The 19,273-nt window shown below is 45.2% G+C and carries 18 protein-coding genes; 11 read left to right on the forward strand and 7 right to left on the reverse strand.

Translation table 11 applies throughout. The features are described from left to right. Window positions 1-37: 37 nt before the first annotated feature. From R7P64_RS00245 to R7P64_RS00265, 5 genes are all read left to right on the forward strand, one after another. Window positions 38-1,186, forward strand: coding sequence for an S-(hydroxymethyl)glutathione dehydrogenase/class III alcohol dehydrogenase (locus R7P64_RS00245; RefSeq protein ID WP_213973021.1), 1,149 nt, complete (start codon window positions 38-40; stop codon window positions 1,184-1,186). Window positions 1,187-1,248: 62 nt separating this feature from the next. After that, window positions 1,249-2,088: an S-formylglutathione hydrolase gene (fghA, locus tag R7P64_RS00250; protein ID WP_005374382.1), complete on the forward strand. Its 840-nt coding sequence runs from the start codon at window positions 1,249-1,251 to the stop codon at window positions 2,086-2,088. A gap of 444 nt (window positions 2,089-2,532) precedes the next feature. Then, the gene (locus tag R7P64_RS00255; protein WP_213973022.1) at window positions 2,533-2,988 is read left to right on the forward strand and encodes an oxidoreductase; all 456 of its coding nucleotides are present in this window, start codon (window positions 2,533-2,535) and stop codon (window positions 2,986-2,988) included. Between the two features lie 5 nt (window positions 2,989-2,993). Continuing rightward, window positions 2,994-4,091, forward strand: a complete 1,098-nt coding sequence (locus tag R7P64_RS00260) for a GGDEF domain-containing protein (RefSeq protein ID WP_053303994.1) — start codon at window positions 2,994-2,996, stop codon at window positions 4,089-4,091. Window positions 4,092-4,115: 24 nt separating this feature from the next. Continuing rightward, window positions 4,116-4,505: a hypothetical protein gene (locus tag R7P64_RS00265; RefSeq protein ID WP_017633832.1), complete on the forward strand. Its 390-nt coding sequence runs from the start codon at window positions 4,116-4,118 to the stop codon at window positions 4,503-4,505. Window positions 4,506-4,598: 93 nt separating this feature from the next. Here R7P64_RS00265 and R7P64_RS00270 read toward each other — a convergent pair whose 3' ends face one another. After that, on the reverse strand, window positions 4,599-5,402 hold the full coding sequence (locus R7P64_RS00270; RefSeq protein ID WP_222712181.1) for an HAD family hydrolase: 804 nt from the start codon (window positions 5,400-5,402) through the stop codon (window positions 4,599-4,601). Between the two features lie 94 nt (window positions 5,403-5,496). Continuing rightward, window positions 5,497-6,384, reverse strand: coding sequence for a LysR family transcriptional regulator (locus R7P64_RS00275; protein ID WP_017633830.1), 888 nt, complete (start codon window positions 6,382-6,384; stop codon window positions 5,497-5,499). A gap of 126 nt (window positions 6,385-6,510) precedes the next feature. Between R7P64_RS00275 and R7P64_RS00280 the strand changes: the two genes are divergently transcribed. The 3 genes from R7P64_RS00280 to R7P64_RS00290 all read left to right on the forward strand — a co-directional run bounded on the left by R7P64_RS00280 (window position 6,511) and on the right by R7P64_RS00290 (window position 9,779). After that, complete coding sequence (locus R7P64_RS00280; protein WP_213867377.1) at window positions 6,511-7,368, forward strand: MBL fold metallo-hydrolase; 858 nt, start codon at window positions 6,511-6,513, stop codon at window positions 7,366-7,368. Beyond that, a complete protein-coding gene (locus R7P64_RS00285; RefSeq protein ID WP_213867378.1) occupies window positions 7,362-7,982 on the forward strand; it encodes a DsbA family protein in 621 nt (206 codons plus the stop codon). The genes R7P64_RS00280 and R7P64_RS00285 overlap by 7 nt, the downstream gene beginning before the upstream one ends. 117 nt (window positions 7,983-8,099) lie before the next feature. Continuing rightward, window positions 8,100-9,779 (forward strand): RluA family pseudouridine synthase, encoded by a 1,680-nt coding sequence (locus R7P64_RS00290; RefSeq protein ID WP_318123015.1) that lies wholly within the window; start codon window positions 8,100-8,102, stop codon window positions 9,777-9,779. A 98-nt stretch (window positions 9,780-9,877) separates the two neighbouring features. Here R7P64_RS00290 and R7P64_RS00295 read toward each other — a convergent pair whose 3' ends face one another. Then, a complete protein-coding gene (locus R7P64_RS00295) occupies window positions 9,878-11,218 on the reverse strand; it encodes an MATE family efflux transporter (protein ID WP_318123017.1) in 1,341 nt (446 codons plus the stop codon). A 507-nt stretch (window positions 11,219-11,725) separates the two neighbouring features. Between R7P64_RS00295 and R7P64_RS00300 the strand changes: the two genes are divergently transcribed. Further along, the gene (locus R7P64_RS00300; RefSeq protein ID WP_025768745.1) at window positions 11,726-12,874 is read left to right on the forward strand and encodes a GGDEF domain-containing protein; all 1,149 of its coding nucleotides are present in this window, start codon (window positions 11,726-11,728) and stop codon (window positions 12,872-12,874) included. Between the two features lie 3 nt (window positions 12,875-12,877). Here R7P64_RS00300 and R7P64_RS00305 read toward each other — a convergent pair whose 3' ends face one another. Together R7P64_RS00305 and R7P64_RS00310 are read right to left on the reverse strand one after the other, a co-directional pair. Continuing rightward, the gene (locus tag R7P64_RS00305) at window positions 12,878-13,159 is read right to left on the reverse strand and encodes a hypothetical protein (protein ID WP_005374405.1); all 282 of its coding nucleotides are present in this window, start codon (window positions 13,157-13,159) and stop codon (window positions 12,878-12,880) included. A gap of 132 nt (window positions 13,160-13,291) precedes the next feature. Beyond that, complete coding sequence (locus R7P64_RS00310; RefSeq protein WP_005383244.1) at window positions 13,292-13,576, reverse strand: pyrimidine/purine nucleoside phosphorylase; 285 nt, start codon at window positions 13,574-13,576, stop codon at window positions 13,292-13,294. A gap of 328 nt (window positions 13,577-13,904) precedes the next feature. Here R7P64_RS00310 and R7P64_RS00315 point away from each other — a divergent pair, with 328 nt between their 5' ends. Both R7P64_RS00315 and R7P64_RS00320 read left to right on the forward strand, forming a co-directional pair. Next, the gene (locus tag R7P64_RS00315) at window positions 13,905-14,408 is read left to right on the forward strand and encodes a DUF2850 domain-containing protein (protein WP_053308095.1); all 504 of its coding nucleotides are present in this window, start codon (window positions 13,905-13,907) and stop codon (window positions 14,406-14,408) included. A 359-nt stretch (window positions 14,409-14,767) separates the two neighbouring features. Next, on the forward strand, window positions 14,768-17,314 hold the full coding sequence (locus tag R7P64_RS00320) for a glycosyl hydrolase family 18 protein (RefSeq protein ID WP_054576506.1): 2,547 nt from the start codon (window positions 14,768-14,770) through the stop codon (window positions 17,312-17,314). Window positions 17,315-17,482: 168 nt separating this feature from the next. On the opposite strand, the gene R7P64_RS00325 is transcribed toward R7P64_RS00320, so the two are convergent. Together R7P64_RS00325 and R7P64_RS00330 are read right to left on the reverse strand one after the other, a co-directional pair. Further along, window positions 17,483-18,340 (reverse strand): alpha/beta hydrolase, encoded by an 858-nt coding sequence (locus tag R7P64_RS00325; protein WP_017633823.1) that lies wholly within the window; start codon window positions 18,338-18,340, stop codon window positions 17,483-17,485. A 128-nt stretch (window positions 18,341-18,468) separates the two neighbouring features. Further along, window positions 18,469-19,059 (reverse strand): TetR/AcrR family transcriptional regulator, encoded by a 591-nt coding sequence (locus tag R7P64_RS00330; protein ID WP_047102492.1) that lies wholly within the window; start codon window positions 19,057-19,059, stop codon window positions 18,469-18,471. Window positions 19,060-19,273: the final 214 nt, after the last annotated feature.

Consider the following 19,273-nt stretch of genomic DNA (forward strand, 5'->3'; position numbering starts at 1 on the left):
GTCACTCCATATACTGAAAATATAAAGGAAACATCCAATGTCGCTTGAAATCAAACCTGGTCAAACTCACATAAAATCAAAAGCAATGGTCTCTTGGGCTGCAGGGGAGCCGCTTAAAATGGAAGAAGTGGATGTACAACTTCCAAAAGCCGGCGAAGTGCTAGTACGCATCGTAGCAACTGGTGTTTGTCACACTGACGCATTCACACTATCAGGTGACGATCCAGAAGGTATCTTCCCTTCAATCCTTGGTCACGAAGGTGGCGGTATCGTTGAAATGGTTGGCGAAGGCGTAACAAGCGTTGAAGTTGGCGACCACGTTATCCCACTTTACACTGCTGAATGTGGTGAGTGTAAGTTCTGTAAATCTGGCAAAACGAACCTATGTCAGGCCGTTCGTGAAACGCAAGGTAAAGGCCTAATGCCAGATGGCACAAGCCGATTCTCTATCAACGGCGAAACTATCTTCCACTACATGGGTTGTTCTACTTTCTCTGAGTACACGGTTCTTCCAGAAATCTCACTAGCGAAAGTAAACAAAGAAGCACCACTTGAAGAAGTTTGTCTTCTAGGTTGTGGCGTAACCACTGGTATGGGTGCGGTATTAAACACAGCTAAAGTTGAAAAAGGCGACACAGTGGCAATCTTTGGTCTCGGCGGTATCGGTCTTTCTGCAATCATCGGTGCTCGCATGGCTGGTGCCAGCCGCATCATCGGTGTAGACATCAACGAAAGCAAATTCGACCTAGCGAAACAACTTGGTGCAACTGACGTAATCAACCCACAAAAATTCGACAAGCCAATCCAAGAAGTGATTGTTGAAATGACAGACGGTGGTGTTGACTACTCATTCGAGTGTATCGGTAACGTAAACGTGATGCGTCAAGCACTTGAGTGTTGTCACAAAGGTTGGGGTGAGTCAGTCATCATTGGTGTTGCTGGTGCAGGTCAAGAGATCTCAACTCGTCCATTCCAACTGGTAACTGGTCGTGTATGGCGTGGCAGCGCTTTCGGTGGCGTTAAAGGTCGCTCTGAGCTTCCAGAAATCGTAAACCGTTACATGGCTGGTGAATTCGGCTTACAGGAGTTCATTACCCACACAATGGGATTAGCAGATGTCAACAAAGCGTTTGATCTGATGCATGAAGGTAAGAGCATCCGAACAGTTATCCATATGGATCAATAATGCTGCCTCAGGCTCTCCTTTTGGGGAGCCTGAATTCCTTCTGCTAATTAGAGAGTTTATTCATGACCATTGAAAATGTAAGCCAAGCCAAAGTGTTTGGCGGTTGGCACAAGCAATATACACACGAATCCAATGCCCTAAACTGCACCATGCGCTTCGCGATATTCTTGCCACCTAACGCAACGAAATCAAACCCCGTACCCGCGCTATACTGGCTCTCTGGTTTAACGTGTACCGATGAGAACTTTATGCAGAAAGCGGGCGCATTTCGTATGGCGGCCGAGCTTGGCATTGCGATCATTGCACCAGACACAAGTCCGAGAGGCGAAGGTATCGCTGACGACGAAAGCTATGACCTAGGAAAAGGAGCTGGCTTTTACCTTAATGCGACGCAAGCACCTTGGTCACTGCATTACTGTATGTACGACTATGTGACTGAGGAGTTGCCTGCGATCATCGAAAGTAACTTCCCAGTCTCTGACGTGAAGTCAATTTCCGGTCACAGTATGGGCGGCCACGGAGCGCTCACCATTGGTCTGAAAAATTCAGAACAGTACCGTTCTATTTCAGCGTTCAGTCCAATCAGTAACCCAATGCAATGCCCTTGGGGACAAAAAGCCTTTACTGCTTACTTAGGCAAGGAGCTTGAAAGCTGGAAGCAATACGATGCAAGTGAACTTCTAAAACAACAACAATCACCATTACCAATTTTGGTTGATCAAGGTGATGCTGATGGCTTCTTAAATGAGCAGCTTAGACCGGAAGCGCTGATTGCTGCGGCAAAAATACACGATTCAAACCTAACCTTGAGAATGCAACCAGGCTATGACCATAGCTATTACTTCATCTCGAGCTTTATTGAAGAGCACCTCAACTTCCATGCAAAATATTTGTTTGCATAGTTAATTTAAGTAAGCTCATGAAATAAAAAATAAAGTCACCAAAACTAGGTGACTTTATTTTCTTTACGTACTAACAAATACATATCTGAATATCGATGATTTAAATATGTAAAATAATGTAACTTAAGAACAAATTCGACGTCCATTTCTCGCCTTATTAAATTCTCATTTCCGACACAGCATCTTTATTAAAAATGATACAAAGTTGCACTAAAAAGTAATTAAATACCGCGAAATCATTACGAAACTCTACCATCATCCCAATACTCTGAGCTTTTAATTAAGAAGCAACTTAATAACCTTGACGTGACGTAAACCGACAGTTATTTTTGAAACATAACGTATTATAAAATCTCATCCGGTTGGCTCTATAATTATAAATAAATTACCGCTAGCACCTTTGTCCTAGCTAAGAAAAAAGAATAAAACTCAAAAGGGCATATGATGAAAAAGATAGTCGCGCTAGGTCTGTTTTTTGTTGCGCCATTCTTGTCTGCAAATACGATCGTATTTAGTAGTAGCCAGCAGCCTAGTGTCATACTGGAACTGGAAGAGATCCAAGCTTTACCTACCACTAGCTACACGATGATATTGCCTTGGCTTCCTGCCTCGTCAGAGTTTTTAGGCGTTAAACTCAGCACGCTTCTTACACACGTCTACGGAAAGGTACCAGAGCAGGTTGATATCAGCAGCTTAAACGACTACCACTCGACATTGTCCCGACAAGATATTCTTCGATATCAACCAATACTGGCTTATCAACAAGATCAGAACTATATAAAAGTCAGGAATAAAGGCCCTTTCTGGGTGATATATCCACTCAATCTCTATCCAGAGCTAAACTACAATAAATATCATGCGCAAATGGTATGGCAAGTAAATGAAATAAAAGAAAAATAATAAGAATGAAATTATCAGAACCCTATTCTAAGAAACAAAGAATATTGCAATATTCTACCACCAGCAAAATGCTGCTGGTGGTGTTTGCCGTTTCTTTGCTTCTCGCGAATGTCGTGCTTTTACAGCAAACACGTTCACTCTCACAAAATTTTAATAACGAACAAAAACAAGCGACTTGGTTTTTATTCCAACTCTCCAAAGAACTATCAGAACTTGTCGGCGAGGCCAGACGGTTAGATGAAAACGTATTGAATATTGATGGTGCAGAGCTTCAATACGAGTTAGCGTGGAGTCGCTTTGACTTATTGACCAGTAGCACGAAAGCCAATAAGTTCTTTTCTCGGAACAACATGCACCTTTACTTCATTAACCTTTTTGAAGAGTTCAAAGAGCTAGAAAAACAACTAGTAGAAGCTAGAACAGGTGATAGCCAAGCTGCTGCTGCATTTTATCGTTCAACTCAAACACTATATTTAGGCTTAATAGACTTCGTTAATCAAAACTTCCGTCTAAGCAGTAAAGCTTATGAAGCACAAAAAGGTCAAACCCAGCGCTTAATGCAAGCACAATATATGTTGTTTGCGACGTTCGTTTTGTCGATTATCTCTCTAACTTATTTCTTTTATCGTGAATCCCATTTTCATAGAAAATTGGCGCTCAGCGACCCTTTGACGAACCTAGGGAACCGCAATGCACTATTCATAACCCTAAACAAATTTACTCAAGAAAAAAGGCCCTTTTCTCTCTGGATTCTAGATTTAAATGGTTTTAAAGAAGTCAACGACACACACGGACACCAAGTTGGCGACACTGTACTGCGGGAAATCGCTAGGCGGCTTAATTCTATGACACTCAATGATTTTACTGTTTATCGCATGGGAGGAGATGAGTTCGCGGTTATCCTTGAAGGTGAACATCTCAATGAAGAGAACGTACGTGAGCAGATAAATACCGTCTTTGATGCACAAATATTAAACTCCGATAAAGTCTCAACACTTTCAACAAGCATGGGCTTAGCGCAATACCCTAAAGACAGTGATAATGTTGACTTTCTTATCAGCATAGCGGATAAGCGCATGTACAAAATGAAATTTCAACGTTAAACGGTATATATGATGAGAAAGTTCATGCAAGTACTGCTTCTACTGGCAGTCATTGCGGCAGGTGTGTTGGCTTGGGTATTTATTCCATCGCACGAAACCATCGGGCAAAAAACGCTTGAGCAGGCACTCAACGACGACTACAGCCTAGTTGGGCATCGAATCTACTCAACCGATCCGGATGCTGGCAACCGATTCGGCTACTTCGTATTGGCAACGGGCCAGAGCATTGAAGAGCAAGAGCCGTTTTTGGTCACTTCGGATCAGTTTATTCGCATGGAGCAAACGGGTGATAATACCTTGTCTGTGACCATAAATGGCCGTATTTACCATTATCATAACGACTTGTGGGTGCCAAAATCAGACGGGAAATTGCAACACTTTTTAGTCAGCGCAACCGCCAAGTACGTACGCTAAAACGGGAACCTTACTCCCCCCAAAAAAACAAAGCCCCGCAGTGTATGCGGGGCTTTTTACGTGAAGAAGAAAATAACATCGAAAGAATGAGCGTTACTTCGCTAATACTTTCTCTTTAATCACTTTGAGTACCCCAGCCTCTTGGTTGCTTGGCGCAGAATAACGAGCAATTTTCTTAATCTCTTCGTGCGCGTTGGCAACCGCGTACGAATACTCACTGACTTGCAGCATTTCGAGGTCATTGAGGTAGTCACCAAACGTCATAGTTTCTGCCGGAGTAAAATTCATCGTCTCTTGAAGATGCTGAATGGCCGCACCTTTAGACGCCTCGGCATTCATCACATCCAGCCAGATTTTTGCACTCACTACGACTTTATGCGTTGCGCCAAACTTTGCGTTCATGGTCGGGAACAGGAGCTCTTCCGAACCGTCAAAGTGACAAATTGCTACCTTAATAAACTCGTCTTCGACCTCAAGCAAATCCGGCACATATTCACAGCGGTGGTAGTACTTTTGAAATTCTTCCAGCGATTGCTGATCATGCGTTTCGATGTACGCCGAGCGCTTGCCACACAATACGATGTTCGCTCCGTCAATTTCACGAGCCGCTTTCACAATCTCCGCCACTTCCGCTTTAGGAATGGTGCAACTGTAGAGCTCTTTGTCTTGGTACATCACCAAGGTGCCGTTTTCAGCCACATACAACAGTCTGTCTTTGATTGGCGCGAACGTGTCTCGCAGACTGTAATACTGACGACCAGACGCAGCGGAGAACAAAATACCTTGCTCTTCCAGTTGCAAAAACAGATCGAAAAACTCCGGATCCAAACGACCGTATTGGTCAAGCAATGTGCCATCCATATCGGAAGCAATAAATTTGATGCGAACTTGTGACATTAACTAAAACTCTAAATGACGCTGCGAAAATATATCCATGTAAGGTACAGGATCTTGTATGAATCTCAAGTCGGGATGACGACGCCTTTCGCTATTACCAAGGATGCTGTTTAAAGTAATCTTCACTGTGATCGATGAAAGCTCTCACCGCAGGAGACAAGTGTTTACGTGATGAATACAGCGCGTAAATGTTGAGATCATTTGGCTTCCAATCCGGCAACACCGACTCAAGCTGACCCGATTTGAGATAGATATTGCTCAAGTAAGTTGGCAACATCGAAATACCCATGCCTTGTAAAGCGCCATGCAATAACGCCGTGGCCTCATTGCTGGTTAGGCGACACTCAATTCCCACCGATTCGAACTGGTCGCCCTGAGACAAATGCCACACGTGACGCTCAAAGTTTTTGTATCCCAAACAGTCGTGTGAAGATAAATCTCGCGGATGCGCGATCGCGTGGTGAGTTTGCAAATATTGCGGTGATGCTACCAACACCGATTCGCACACCGCAATCGGCTTACCAATCAAAGAAGGATCGGGATCTGACGCAATTCGGATCGCCAGATCGATACGTTGTTCGGTTAGATCACTCACTGAATCTTGCAGATCTATGTCGATATACACTTTGGGGTGCTTTTGCATAAAACTGTTTACTACGGGGATCAACTGTGAGAATCCAAATGAAGTACTAGACGCAAGACGGATTTTTCCGGACAGCTCACCATCAACGGCAATGTTCGACGTTAATGTATCGGCCTGTTTTAACCAGCGCTCAATCTGAGGCAAGCTGCGCTCCCCTGCGGTGGTGAGGGACACCTTGCGCGTGGTGCGGTGTAACAAACGAGTTTGCAGCCAGTTCTCCATCGCCTCTACATAACGAGTTACCATTGGCCGAGACATGTCTAACCGCTCTGCGGTCGCGGTAAAACTGCCAGAATACACCACATCCACAAACACTTTTGCTGCCGTTACTCTGTCCATACATTTGCTCGAAATAAGAAATAGTGATGCACATTATTGTGTATTTTTCCGAGCGTATCAATTTCCTAATATAGCTCCCGTTCCCAAGCCATCGTCGCTTGGCCCCAAATTCTTTAGGAGCTTATTATGAAAAAATTAACTTTGATTGCTGCATCCATTTTAATGGCAAGCCCTGTCCTAGCCTCTCCCCTTACTCTTGAGGTTTACAACGCCGACGGTAACAGCTTCCACGTAAACTCAACCTTGGTATACGGTGAGACTGACGCCATGGTTATCGACACTGGCTTCACCAAAGCTGACGCGATGCGCATTGCCGCTAAAGTGCTGGACTCAGGCAAAACGCTTAAAACCATTTTTATCAGCCAAGCGGACCCAGACTACTACTTTGGCGCAGAGGCCTTACACCAACAGTTCCCTGATGCGCAGATCATCGCAACGCCTGCGGTTCAAAAAATTATTAAAGAGAAATTGGCTGGAAAGCTGGCGTACTGGGGACCAAAGCTTGGCGCAAACGCACCGGTAAAACCAGTGATCCCTGTCGCGTACGACAAAACATCATTGGAGCTAGAAGGTCATAAGATTGAAATTCGTGGCAACCATGGCACATCAGCACACCGCCCTTACCTATGGATTCCAGATAACAAAGCGATTCTAGGTAACGTAGCCGTGTACTCAAACGTACATTTGTGGATGGCCGATGCCGCTGACCAAACCGCTATCAATGCTTGGGAGCAACAACTTAGCGAGATGCTTGCGCTTAAACCTCAAGTGGTCATCCCTGGTCACATGAAAGCAGGCACAAAGCTGAACGCAGACACCATTCGCTACTCGCAACAATACTTGCAGGATTTTCAGCAAGCGAAAAAACACAGCAATAACAGCGTTCAACTCATTGACACTATGTCAGCGAAATACCCAGAAGCTCAATTGCCAATCGCGCTAGAAATCGGTGCGAAAGTGCATACTGGTGAAATGTCATGGTAACCGTGCATTACTTCTTCGATCCCATGTGTGGTTGGTGCTACGGGGCATCACCACTCATCGAAGCCTTGATGGACACCTCTCAATTTAAGGTGGAGCTTCATCCCGGCGGCATGATTGAGAAGCGCGCAATTGAGCCTGAATTTCGTCAGCACATCATCAACAGTGACGCTCGTATCGCAACCGAAACCGGAGCAACGTTTGGTGAAGCATATCTACAACGCGTGAAAAGCGACGATGCGTTTGTTCTTGATTCTTATCTACCAACACAAGCGATCTTGAGTGCGGAGAAAATGGGGCTGAATCCATGGCACATGCTAAAGACCATCCAATCTGCGCATTATCAACTCGGGTTAAAAGTGAATGAAGCATCGACACTCAAAGCCATTGCAGAATCGCTAGGTTTAGCAAGTGATGCGTGGGAGCAAAACATGACGTTAAGCGAAGCCGAGCTAAACGAGAGAATTCACTCTAGCCGACAGTTGATGCGCCAGTTACACGTTGGTGGTTATCCAACCATGATTGCAGAAGTAAATGGCGAGTACTTGACCTTGCCGCACTCGACCTACTACGACAAACCGGCACAGTGGAAGCTTGCATTACAAAAACTGCAATAAGCTCTTTCCCACTCGCTCTTGTTCTTAATCCAAGAGCGAGTGCCAACACCGACATGGCAATCCTGACTCAAACAGGTACAATCCTCGCTCGAATTTTTACTCGCGCGGATACCCACCATGCACTCGCCTGAACATTGTTTTACTCGTTTTACTGCTGATACTTCTGATTATGAATTACCAACGCAGTTTACGTTTCCGTTCTACTACACGCCGCATCCTCTTTGCGTTATAGCCGCAAAGCAATTGCAACAGCACTTATTAGCGCAAACCGACTTCGAACACGATTTTGGTTTGGTTAATGAAGAAACGGGGCGAGGCAAAATGTTTGGCGTATTGCTGGTAAAAAGCCCTCAAGGCGAGCTCGGCTTTTTAAGTGCGTTTTCTGGCAAAATTGCCGACCAAAACTTGATTCCAAGATTTGTCCCTCCTGTGTACGACATGCTGACCGATGAAGGCTTCTTCCGCGCAGAAACGGATGCCATCAACGCCGCCAATGCGGAGTACAAAACCTGTGTTGCGAATCCGGAATTGGCAGATCTTAAAGCGCAAATCCAAGCCGACCGAGCCGCTTATCAGCAAGAGGAGCAAACACAGCGCCAAGTGATGATTGATGGCCGCGCCGCACGCAAACGACAGCGCCAACAGGGCGAGCAAACGCTCAATGCCGATGATCTCAAAATCTTGTTGGATGAGTTGGGTAAGCAAAGTGTCGCCGAGAAAAATGTTCTCAAATACTTAAAGCAAGCGTGGGATGAAAAGCTTGCAACCAAAGAAGCACGATTGGCCGAGTTAGAGCAGCAACTTGCTCACCTGAAAGAGCAGCGCAAGACGCTCTCCAACGCTTTACAGCACAAACTGCATAAACAATACCGCTTCCTAAACAGCCATGGCGAAACACGCGACTTGGTGGACATTTTTGCGGACACCACAAACCCAGTACCACCAGCAGGTGCAGGGGAATGTGCTGCGCCAAAACTGCTCCAGTACGCGTTTAAATACGGATTCAAACCGCTGGCGCTGGCAGAATTTTGGTGGGGTGTGTCGCCAAAGTCTGAGGTTCGCCAACACAAAAAATTCTACCCATCGTGCAACAGCAAATGTCAGCCGATTTTGGGCCATATGATGCAAGGGCTGGATGTCGAACCTAACCCATTGGCGGAGAATTGGGCAGAAGACAAAGAGCTAGAGATAATCTACCAAGACGACGCTATGGTCGTCGTCAACAAGCCCTCGGGCTTACTTTCAGTGCCTGGTAAAACTATCAAGGACTCTACTTATACGCGCCTACAAGCGATGTTCCCTGATGTGGAAGGGCCGTTTGTGATTCATCGTCTCGACATGGCGACCTCTGGCATTTTGGTGTTTGCCTTAACTAAGCGCGCGAACAAAAGTCTGCAAAAACAGTTTATGGCTCGCGGCGTACAAAAACGTTATATGGCACTGCTCGAAGGCGTATTAAACGAGCCTGAAGGGGAAATTTCACTGCCAATGCGTGGTGACCCAGACGACCGCCCACGTCAACTGGTGTGTTTTGAACACGGGAAACATGCAGAAACCTACTGGCAACTGATTGAAGTCAAAGATGGACGCAGCAAGGTATACATGTATCCGAAAACCGGGCGAACTCACCAACTACGTGTACACAGTGCTCATCACATGGGGTTAAACATGCCGATGGTTGGTGATGGTTTATACGGTGAAAAATCGAATCGCTTACACCTGCATGCTGAGATGCTAGAGCTGGATCATCCATACAGCAAAGAGCGTATGGTGTTCCAAGCTGAGTGCGAATTCTAACGTCTTCCCGATTTTAAATAACAAAAAGGCACTGACTATCAGTGCCCTTTTTTGTTTTCTAACAACAGAATAAGCGTGATGCGCGATACCGAAAACCGTTAGCTCACCTTAAACTTGGTCCACACCTGAGAGCGCCAACGCCTTGCCATGATGATACCACGTACCCATTCATCGAGTGCGATTGCCATCCAAGCCCCTAAAACGCCATAACCCAAGTGGATGCCAAAGATGTAAGAGAAAAGCACGCCTAGTCCCCACATACTCAAAATCCCCATTTGCACTGGGAACTTGATGTCACCCGCGCCTTTGAGCCCCGCGATAAAAATCAGGTTAAACACACGTCCGGCCTCGAGCAAAATTGAGCCCATGACTAACGAACCTGCCAATGCGAGTATCTCTGGTTGATCGGTAAATACGCGCAGAATCTCTTCTCTAAACAGGTAAATCAGTGTGGTTGCCGCCGTTGATGCCACAAATCCCACTAAGAAGTAGATTTGTACGCGTTTTAAAATGCTGCTCACCCAACCTTTACCGATGTAGTAACCAGTTTGAATTTGCGCTGCCTGACCAATTGCCAACGCGAAAGCAAACGAGAAACGGGCAATGTTTTGCGCATAAGTGAAAGCCGCTAACGATGCCGTCCCCATTTGCACCACAAAGTACACAATGCAGATTTGCGCCACGTTGTAAGACAGCACTTCACCCGCGTTCATACCGCCGATTTTTAAGATCTTTTTGTAAATCTCTGCGGGCACTTGTTTCATGGTCAACATTGGTAGCTCAATGCTGCTGCGCGCGAGAATAAACCATAACATTAACGTACCGATGACTTGGCTGACGACGGTTGCTATTGCCACGCCTTGCACGCCATACACAGGTAAACCAAATGGCTGGTAAAGCGCAATATAGTTACCAATGATGTTGAACACACCCGAGATCAAATTCACCACCATTGGGGAACGTGAATAACCATGACTACGCAGAATAGTTGTAAAAACAACGCCAATCGTAACGTTAAACGTCATCGCACCGCTTATCAGCAGATATTCATGAGCGTACTGCTCGACTTGCGCTTCCAAGCCGTAATACGGGAGTAGATATATCGCACCAAGCACGGCAATCACACTCAATAGCACACCGACGAGCACAGACAACGCAATACTCGCTACACCAACGCTCACTGACTCTTGCTCGCGCCCAGCGCCATTGTATTGGGCAATCAAAATCCCCGTACCGCTACTGACAAACGTCGAAACGATGATTAAAAAGAAGGTAATCTGCGTGATCACACCAACAGCGGATACGGCTTTGTCTGAGTAGCCACTCAGCATGAACACGTCACTGGTTCCTAAAGCCGTCCGTAGCAAAATTTCGACAAGAATTGGCCAAGCTAATGCCACGATGGACATTCGTTGGTTGATGTTTTGGCTTTTAGGCATGCTTGTAACCTTTCCTACAACTAAAAACTGCCTCACAATATTTGTGAAGCAGTTTAAAAATAGTGACTCGAACGAAGCTCGATATGAGGTTGTGATTTAGCGCGGATTCTAGTCTCATATTGGTCATAACGACAACAATATTTCGCCCTGTTTCGGAAAAATATTTCTAATGCATTTTCGAAACGACATATGCCTTGACGATACGTAGAGTAGAGATTGGTGAACAATACTCTCAATCAACGAGCACCGAACAGAATTAGGATAATCAATATAAATGCATCTAACTAGATACATTACTTTGAGTTATCAGTCCAACCATATAGAGCCATGAAGAACCGTCATGAAAACCTGCATGCGCCACCATTCCTCTTTGAACACTCGCACCAAATCACACTGATGGCTTTGCACTAAAAATGACTGATATCACATTTGGAAACTTTGTTGTTCTATTTATCGCGAAAATACCGCCTAGAATAAGCGTACACGTTAATTAAGCAAGGATACGTAATGTCGACATTGGCTGGGGCGCGCTTAGAAGAAATGGCGGACATCCGCTCAACAAGAAAAAAGAAAATTGTCTTTTTATGCTCCAGTATCGCCGCTGCCTGTTTAACTTATGGTTCCATTGCTCAATCACTTGAGAATAACTGGGGTTTAAGCTTTTTCCATGCTTTGTGTGCCTTGGCATGCTTAGCAATCAGTTATGTAATAAAAGTCCAGCGGCACCATCAATACGCCGACTTATGGCTAAGTGCTGTCTTAATGTTCGAAGGGTTATTGTTACTTCTGTATAACGACGCTCCGTCAGGCAAAATGTTATGGCTATATCCTATTGTCGCCACTCTGGTATTAATTAATGAGTTTAAGGTCGGTCTGTTGTTCAGTGGCACCTACATTTTACTGATCTTTTTTGGGGTCGCTTTTTTAGATCGACTGCCAACAGCCACAGAAATCATAGAGCGGAGATTGATGCTGACCCTGATAGCGACCGCGTTTGTGTGTCACACGTTCTCGTATTACTACACGAAAGTCCTCAATTACATTCAAACACTGTATCGTGAGGGGATTGAGGAGTTAGCATATTTTGACCAGCTCACTGGGCTTGCCAATCGCTGGAGCTTTGAGACTTGGGCGCGCGCAAAGCTCGATGAAATCAAGCACTCATCTGATGACAGCATCACCGCATTGGTCTTTCTCGATATCGATAACTTCAAGCACATCAACGACACCTACGGGCACGATATTGGTGACCAAGTACTTCAAGCCTTCGCAACTCGATTAAAAAATAACATTCGCAACAAAGATAGAAAAACAGATAAACACGACTACTCCATCGCTCGATTTGCGGGCGACGAGTTTGTAATCATGCTTTACGATGTAAAAAGTAAAGATGACCTCGACAGCATCCTAAAACGGATCGTGAATCTGTTTCCGACAGGTTACCGAAGCTACGATATGATTAACGAGTTAACGATGAGTGTAGGTGCTGCTATCTATAAGCAAGATGCAAAGGATTTGTCTGAATTGACTCGATGTGCAGATAAAGCAATGTACGCAGCTAAACATACTGGTAAAAACCAGTACGCCTTTTATGAGCACTGCAATACGGAAGAACAGTCAACATCTGATGCACCAGCGGTACCAGAAGCTTGCTAATGACTAAGCGAACACATGCATCACCCAAAGCCCCACAACGAGGAATACGATTAACCACACTACTTGCAACGTTCTGTTCGGCTTGTCTTGCTGACGAGTGGGGTGATCTTTAAACGCACGGCCCTTCATTTTGCCCATTAAGCTCTTCCCTAGAGCACGTCGATAAAATTCACGTCTCTTATGAGCGGCGTTGGCAACTTCGGTAAAGCGCTGTCTTTGCTCATTGGTGAGATCTTTATCCTCGTAACGAGGAGGGAGATCAGAATGCTTGCGTTGTACTGCCATCACTTCCTCCCTGGTCGATGGGTACATTTTTATTAAGTATATACCCAAATAACCAAAAAGATGCGTTATAAGTGAAGCACATAGACGAAAAAACCACCCGAAGGTGGTTTTATGACGAGCAACAAATGAACGCTAGAAGTACTCACATAAATACGCAGTCGCTTCTTTCACTTGAAGCTCAAATGAAGAATTACCTTCCACTTCAAAAAACTCACCACTTTGATAAGTCGTCCAATCGCTCTCGCCAACACGCTTGACCACAAGCGCACCTTTTACAACCGTCATACGCTCTGGTGCTTGAGTACCAAACGTGTACTCACCAGGAAGCATCACACCAACGCTAACATCCTGATCTTTCTGGTTAAAGCCTAGTGATTTTACACTACCAGCAAAATAGCTATTTTCCTTAATATTCATTATTGGTTTCCTTATCAAAAGTCCGCTCTTTTTTACCTTGTTTCTTTCCGTTACTCAAGCTTTGAAAGCCATTAAACTCAACGTAATAACGCACATCCTTTGCTACTGAGCGAGAACCTTTTTTAGCGAGGATTAATCAGGCGACCTAAACCGAGCAAGAAAACCTGCGAAGTAATGAATGTGAGCAAACAACAAAACCATCAATAAGATGTGTATCTGAATGTAAAAGTGGACATTAGATCATAGTTTCGTCGTCTCAATGGCGGGATTGTTTGTTTTTAAAAAGGAAGGTTTCCACCATGTTAAAAAAGTGGAGAAAATTAGATCTATGACGGACTCGACTCGCCGAAGGCGAAAAGCACGACAAGAACCAAAACTTTCATTTTTGGCTCGCCACCAATCCAAAATCCTCAAGAGTACATTTGTCTGCTTCGGGATGGGTATGTTGACGTTTTTTGGCTATCAAATCCACCTGTCCTATCAAGACCACATTGATCCGGAAAAGGTGTACGGCGAATGGATTGAGATTGGCGCGCCACCCTACCAAACAGAACGTCTCGTTTTCACTGAAGATGGGGTATACCGAAACCATCGACTTATTACGACGGAATTTGAATTCGATGGCAAGGTCATCACGTTGAATACCGGATTAGGAAAGACCGCGTATCAGATCTCAGGCTCTCATCTTTCACCTCAAATACGCCGTATTGAACCTCTTATTCCAGATCAGCGATTCATTCGTAAAGGATTTGAGCATACCGTTCAGGGCTCAGAAACCGGCGCAGCCTCTAAACGTCGTGCCGCGTTGAGTGAACACTTCAGCCGTGACTAGTACGTCTTCACGGCTATTTTTCCTTTTCTATATCAATGAAACAAAACCTTAATAAACAACAAAATAAGGCCTTCATCGCATTTAACTAACTCGTTACTGAGTAAACAATAATTTTAGTTTCTGCTGAGATTTTATAAATTATTGACTCAGTCTGACACTTTCTGTGTAACAGAGTGCGAGTTTTAGTTAAGTTCTCTCAAGTGCCTCGAAAACCGTCTTAATTTTTTTTGACGAAAAAAAACTCTCTGAAATGCTGAGTGTGATGCTTTTGCACGTGGAGTAAATCCAATCATCTTATCTGGTGCAAGAGCAGCCTATGTTCTAGGTAGAACATGAATCCAAGGATTGAGAGAGAAGTTATGATTCGATTTAACCTATGTGCAGCTGGAGTTGCTTTAGCGCTATCAGGTGCTGCAGTTGCTGCTCCAACCGCACCAAGTATCGATATGTACGGTTCCAACAACCTTCAGTTTTCTAAAATTGAACTCGCGATGGAAACCACGTCAGGCTACTACGACATGGTGAAATACCATGAGCAAGCGAAGATCACTGTTAAATTTAACCAGTGGAGTGGCACACCTGGTGACACTTACAACGTCTATTTTGATGGTGTAAAAGTAGCAAGCGGCCCTATCACTGGTAGCCAAACAACAGCTTCGTTTGAATACGGCCAAGGTGGCTTATACCAAATGGAAATCGAAGCATGTGATGCGACAGGTTGTGCGAAAAGCGCACCAGCTGAAATCACAATTGCAGATACCGATGGTTCTCACCTGAAGCCACTAACGATGAATGTTGATCCAAACAACAAAACCTACAATACCGATCCAAGCGTCGTGATGGGTACGTATTTTGTTGAATGGGGCATCTATGGCCGTGACTACACCGTCGATAATATGCCGGTCGACAACTTGACTCACATCCTTTACGGTTTTATCCCAATTTGTGGCCCAAATGAGTCTGTGAAGTCTGTTGGCGGCAACAGTTTCAACGCGCTACAAACTGCTTGTACAGGTGTGCCTGATTATGAAGTCGTTATCCATGACCCTTGGGCTGCTTATCAGAAGAGCTTCCCACAAGCTGGTCATGAATACAGCACGCCTATCAAGGGTAACTACGCAATGCTAATGGCATTGAAACAACGTAACCCTGATCTAAAAATCATCCCATCGATCGGTGGTTGGACACTGTCTGACCCATTCTTCGATTTCGTGGACAAGAAAAACCGTGACACATTCGTCGCATCAGTTAAGAAGTTCCTGAAAACTTGGAAATTCTACGACGGTGTTGACATCGACTGGGAATTCCCTGGCGGCGGCGGTGCAGCAGCCGATAAGGGCGACCCTGTAAACGATGGCCCAGCATACATCGCACTGATGCGTGAACTGCGCGTAATGCTTGATGAATTAGAAGCTGAGACAGGCCGTACTTACGAGCTAACGTCCGCTATCGGTGTCGGTTACGACAAGATTGAAGACGTAGACTACGCAGATGCAGTTCAGTACATGGATTACATCTTCGCAATGACTTACGACTTCTACGGTGGTTGGAATAACGTTCCTGGTCACCAAACTGCGCTTTACTGTGGTTCATTCATGCGTCCTGGTCAGTGTGACGGTAGTGGCGTTGATGAGAACGGCGAACCGTACAAAGGTCCTGCTTACACAGCAGATAACGGCATCCAACTTCTTCTTGCTCAAGGCGTTCCTGCGAACAAGCTAGTACTTGGTACAGCAATGTACGGTCGTGGCTGGGAAGGCGTAACTCCAGATACACTCACAGATCCAAACGACCCAATGACAGGTACTGCTACAGGTAAACTGAAGGGCAGCACAGCGCAAGGTGTTTGGGAAGATGGCGTAATTGACTACAAAGGCATTAAGTCATTCATGCTAGGTGCAAACAACACTGGTATTAACGGCTTCGAGTACGGCTACGATGCACAAGCAGAAGCACCATGGGTATGGAACCGTACTACGGGCGAGTTGATCACATTTGATGACCACCGTTCAGTGCTAGCAAAAGGTAGCTACGCGAAGTCTCTTGGTCTTGCTGGTCTATTCTCTTGGGAAATTGACGCGGATAACGGTGACATTCTAAACGCGATGCACGAAGGTATGGCTGGTGGTGTGGTTCCTCAACCAAACCGTAAACCAACCGCAGCCGCTGGCGCAGATCAATCGGTAACAGGTCCTGCAAATGTGGTTCTAGATGGCAGCCTGTCAAAAGACTCTGACGGCACCATCGCAAGCTACGCTTGGGAACAAGTATCTGGCACAGCAGTGGTACTAACAGGTGCAAACACAGCGAAAGCAAGCTTTGATGCAGCAGAAGTTACTGTTGAAGAGCAATTAACTTTCAAGCTGACGGTGACTGATAACGAGGGTGCAACGGCATCTGACCTCGTTGTAGTAACAGTGAAACCAGCAGGTGTTGTTGACCCAGTGAACAGCGCACCAGTAGCACAAGTTGTTGCTCCAGCAACAGCAAACGCTGGTGACGTTGTGGTTGTAGATGCATCTGCGTCTAGCGATGCAGACAACGATACCCTGACATTCAACTGGACTCTACCTCAAGGTCTGAATGCAACGGTTGAAGGCTCTAAAGTCACGTTCACTGCTGCGGAATACCCGCAAGACACAAGCTTAAGCTTCACTGTAAGTGTGAGCGACGGTAAAGCGTCTTCATCGGCAAGCGCGACAGTGGTTGTTGCACAGCACGCAACCGATCCGAACCCTGGTACTTGTGACAACGCATGGGATGCGAGCGCAGTGTACACAGGTGGTAACCAAGTGACTCACGCAGGTAAAACGTGGGAAGCGAAATGGTGGACTCAGGGTGACGATCCTAGCCAATCTGGCGAATGGGGCGTTTGGAAAGAAGTTGGCGTAGCTAACTGTAACTAACTTCAGCCTTGCAGACGTTCTGCTAAATAAACAAAGGACAGCTTCGGCTGTCCTTTTTGGATTTAACTTCTTAACGAGAAGAGCAACACCAGAGACGAAAAAGTCTGAGGTGTTACTTTCAAATCGAATTAGCGCAAAACGGAGCGAATCAATCAGTAAAAGTAAGGGTTACCAAGCACTATCGAGCAAACGGTCAAAACTACTGAAGACTTGCTCACACTTCATCACTCGACCATGCCCCTGACCTTGTGTTGTCACTAACTCAACGTTTTTAATCTCTTCAGCCGCTTTTGCCGAGACACTGTATTTGGTGAACTTGTCTTGCTCATCATGAATAATAATGGTGTGAGACGGACGCTCAGACAAACGCTTCATCGGATCAATGGACTGTAACGGATAACCAAATTGGTCTTCAACTTCTGAAACCACAGCATTAAAAAGCTTCATCGAGTAACCGGAACGTGCAATGCTACCGAATAAGTTCTCTACGTAATTTAATACCGGAGCAATAAGCAGCAAAGGCTTGTTTTCTAATTTACTGTGCCTACACTCAAGAGCAGAAGCGGTGCCCATGCTGTGCCCAACTAGGCCAACAATATCCTCGACCGTATCCAACACATCTTCTAATCCTCTGACAAACCCCGGAATGTGCCCATACTGCCCCTCACTCTCACCATGTGCCGGATGATCGTACGCCAAAGCAGTAAACCCTTTCGACGCAATATGTTCCATCAGTGGATAAAACTGACTTGCCGTTCCAGACCAACCATGAGTTAGCACCCAAATAGGTCCAGAACCCAAAGTATAGGTTTTGATGATGCCTGCATGCCCTTTAATTTCACCTTTGATAAGCCCTTGAGGCTCAATATTTTTAGGTTGCGTACGAGCAGGTGTCAGAAGAAGCTTGCGCGCGGTCTTCTTTGCATGTGACGGGGCCAGTGTATGGTGTAACCGAGTACTAATGTTCACCAAACTGCGCTTAATACTGAAACGTTGCGATGTATTAAAGTAAATTTTTTCACTCATAATCATGTCCTTAACTATCAGCTTTGCAAAAAATAGAACGGTCGTGCTTTTTACGCTGATAAGAAAGAGCGAACTCAGCCGCTCTTTGTGATTTTATGTCTACGAATCTGGGAAGCGAATAACCGATATTAGCCTTTCCAGCGAGAAAATAAGTTGTCGATCCCTTGCCAAAACAGACGCAAGCTTTCTTGCTCACCTTTAATTGAGTAAAAAACATGCGCACTCAAATAGAGACCGTACAAATCAAACGTTGCTTGGCGTGTATCTAAGTCTGCTGCAAATTCTTGCTTCTCTTTGCCTTTCGTTATTTGGATCTCCAAATAGCTCAGCCAAGTGTCTATGGATTTACGCAGTCCGGCCTGAAGCGGGCAATCTTTATCTGCCGTATCATTCCAAGCGTCAAGAAACATACAACTTCCTTGGAATGCGTGATTCCAAGTCATCCAAGAGTCGAGCAACCCTCTAATTTTACGCTCGATATTGCCATCCCCGAGTTCTCGAGCAGGCTCAATAACCCGATCAGCGAACACTTTATTGGCGTGATCAAGCACCGATAGCTGTAAATTCAACTTCGAATTAAAGTGGGCAAACAGACCACTTTTCGACATACCGCATTGCTTGGCTAACTCTCCAATCGTAAGACTTTCTAATCCGTCTTCGCTGGCGATCTCAAAAGCCCGCTGCAGAATAAACTCTTTTGTCACTTTTCCTTTTTGCATAATCTTATTTTTAGCACGATCGTTCTTTTTTGCAATCTCGAGTTAACTGGTCTAACCATTATTCAGTGCTATTTTCGACTCACGAATCAGGTATTGATTGCGTTAATAGGTTAATAATTAAGAAGTTTGAAGTAAGTCTTAATTTTCAAAACAGCTTCAATGTAAGCGCAAGTCTGTTGACTTTTTCACGTATTACTTCAGTAACAACCTGCTA

This window comes from Vibrio sp. 2304 (assembly GCF_033339475.1).
GTDB lineage: Bacteria > Pseudomonadota > Gammaproteobacteria > Enterobacterales > Vibrionaceae > Vibrio > Vibrio alginolyticus.

Coding starts and splice junctions, on each gene's coding strand:
- R7P64_RS00245 (WP_213973021.1), top strand. CDS start 38: ATGTCGCTTGAAATCAAACCTGGTCAAACTCACATAAAATCAAAAGCA.
- fghA (WP_005374382.1), top strand. CDS start 1,249: ATGACCATTGAAAATGTAAGCCAAGCCAAAGTGTTTGGCGGTTGGCAC.
- R7P64_RS00255 (WP_213973022.1), top strand. CDS start 2,533: ATGAAAAAGATAGTCGCGCTAGGTCTGTTTTTTGTTGCGCCATTCTTG.
- R7P64_RS00260 (WP_053303994.1), top strand. CDS start 2,994: ATGAAATTATCAGAACCCTATTCTAAGAAACAAAGAATATTGCAATAT.
- R7P64_RS00265 (WP_017633832.1), top strand. CDS start 4,116: ATGCAAGTACTGCTTCTACTGGCAGTCATTGCGGCAGGTGTGTTGGCT.
- R7P64_RS00270 (WP_222712181.1), bottom strand. CDS start 5,402: ATGTCACAAGTTCGCATCAAATTTATTGCTTCCGATATGGATGGCACA.
- R7P64_RS00275 (WP_017633830.1), bottom strand. CDS start 6,384: ATGGACAGAGTAACGGCAGCAAAAGTGTTTGTGGATGTGGTGTATTCT.
- R7P64_RS00280 (WP_213867377.1), top strand. CDS start 6,511: ATGAAAAAATTAACTTTGATTGCTGCATCCATTTTAATGGCAAGCCCT.
- R7P64_RS00285 (WP_213867378.1), top strand. CDS start 7,362: ATGGTAACCGTGCATTACTTCTTCGATCCCATGTGTGGTTGGTGCTAC.
- R7P64_RS00290 (WP_318123015.1), top strand. CDS start 8,100: ATGCACTCGCCTGAACATTGTTTTACTCGTTTTACTGCTGATACTTCT.
- R7P64_RS00295 (WP_318123017.1), bottom strand. CDS start 11,218: ATGCCTAAAAGCCAAAACATCAACCAACGAATGTCCATCGTGGCATTA.
- R7P64_RS00300 (WP_025768745.1), top strand. CDS start 11,726: ATGTCGACATTGGCTGGGGCGCGCTTAGAAGAAATGGCGGACATCCGC.
- R7P64_RS00305 (WP_005374405.1), bottom strand. CDS start 13,159: ATGGCAGTACAACGCAAGCATTCTGATCTCCCTCCTCGTTACGAGGAT.
- R7P64_RS00310 (WP_005383244.1), bottom strand. CDS start 13,576: ATGAATATTAAGGAAAATAGCTATTTTGCTGGTAGTGTAAAATCACTA.
- R7P64_RS00315 (WP_053308095.1), top strand. CDS start 13,905: ATGACGGACTCGACTCGCCGAAGGCGAAAAGCACGACAAGAACCAAAA.
- R7P64_RS00320 (WP_054576506.1), top strand. CDS start 14,768: ATGATTCGATTTAACCTATGTGCAGCTGGAGTTGCTTTAGCGCTATCA.
- R7P64_RS00325 (WP_017633823.1), bottom strand. CDS start 18,340: ATGAGTGAAAAAATTTACTTTAATACATCGCAACGTTTCAGTATTAAG.
- R7P64_RS00330 (WP_047102492.1), bottom strand. CDS start 19,059: ATGCAAAAAGGAAAAGTGACAAAAGAGTTTATTCTGCAGCGGGCTTTT.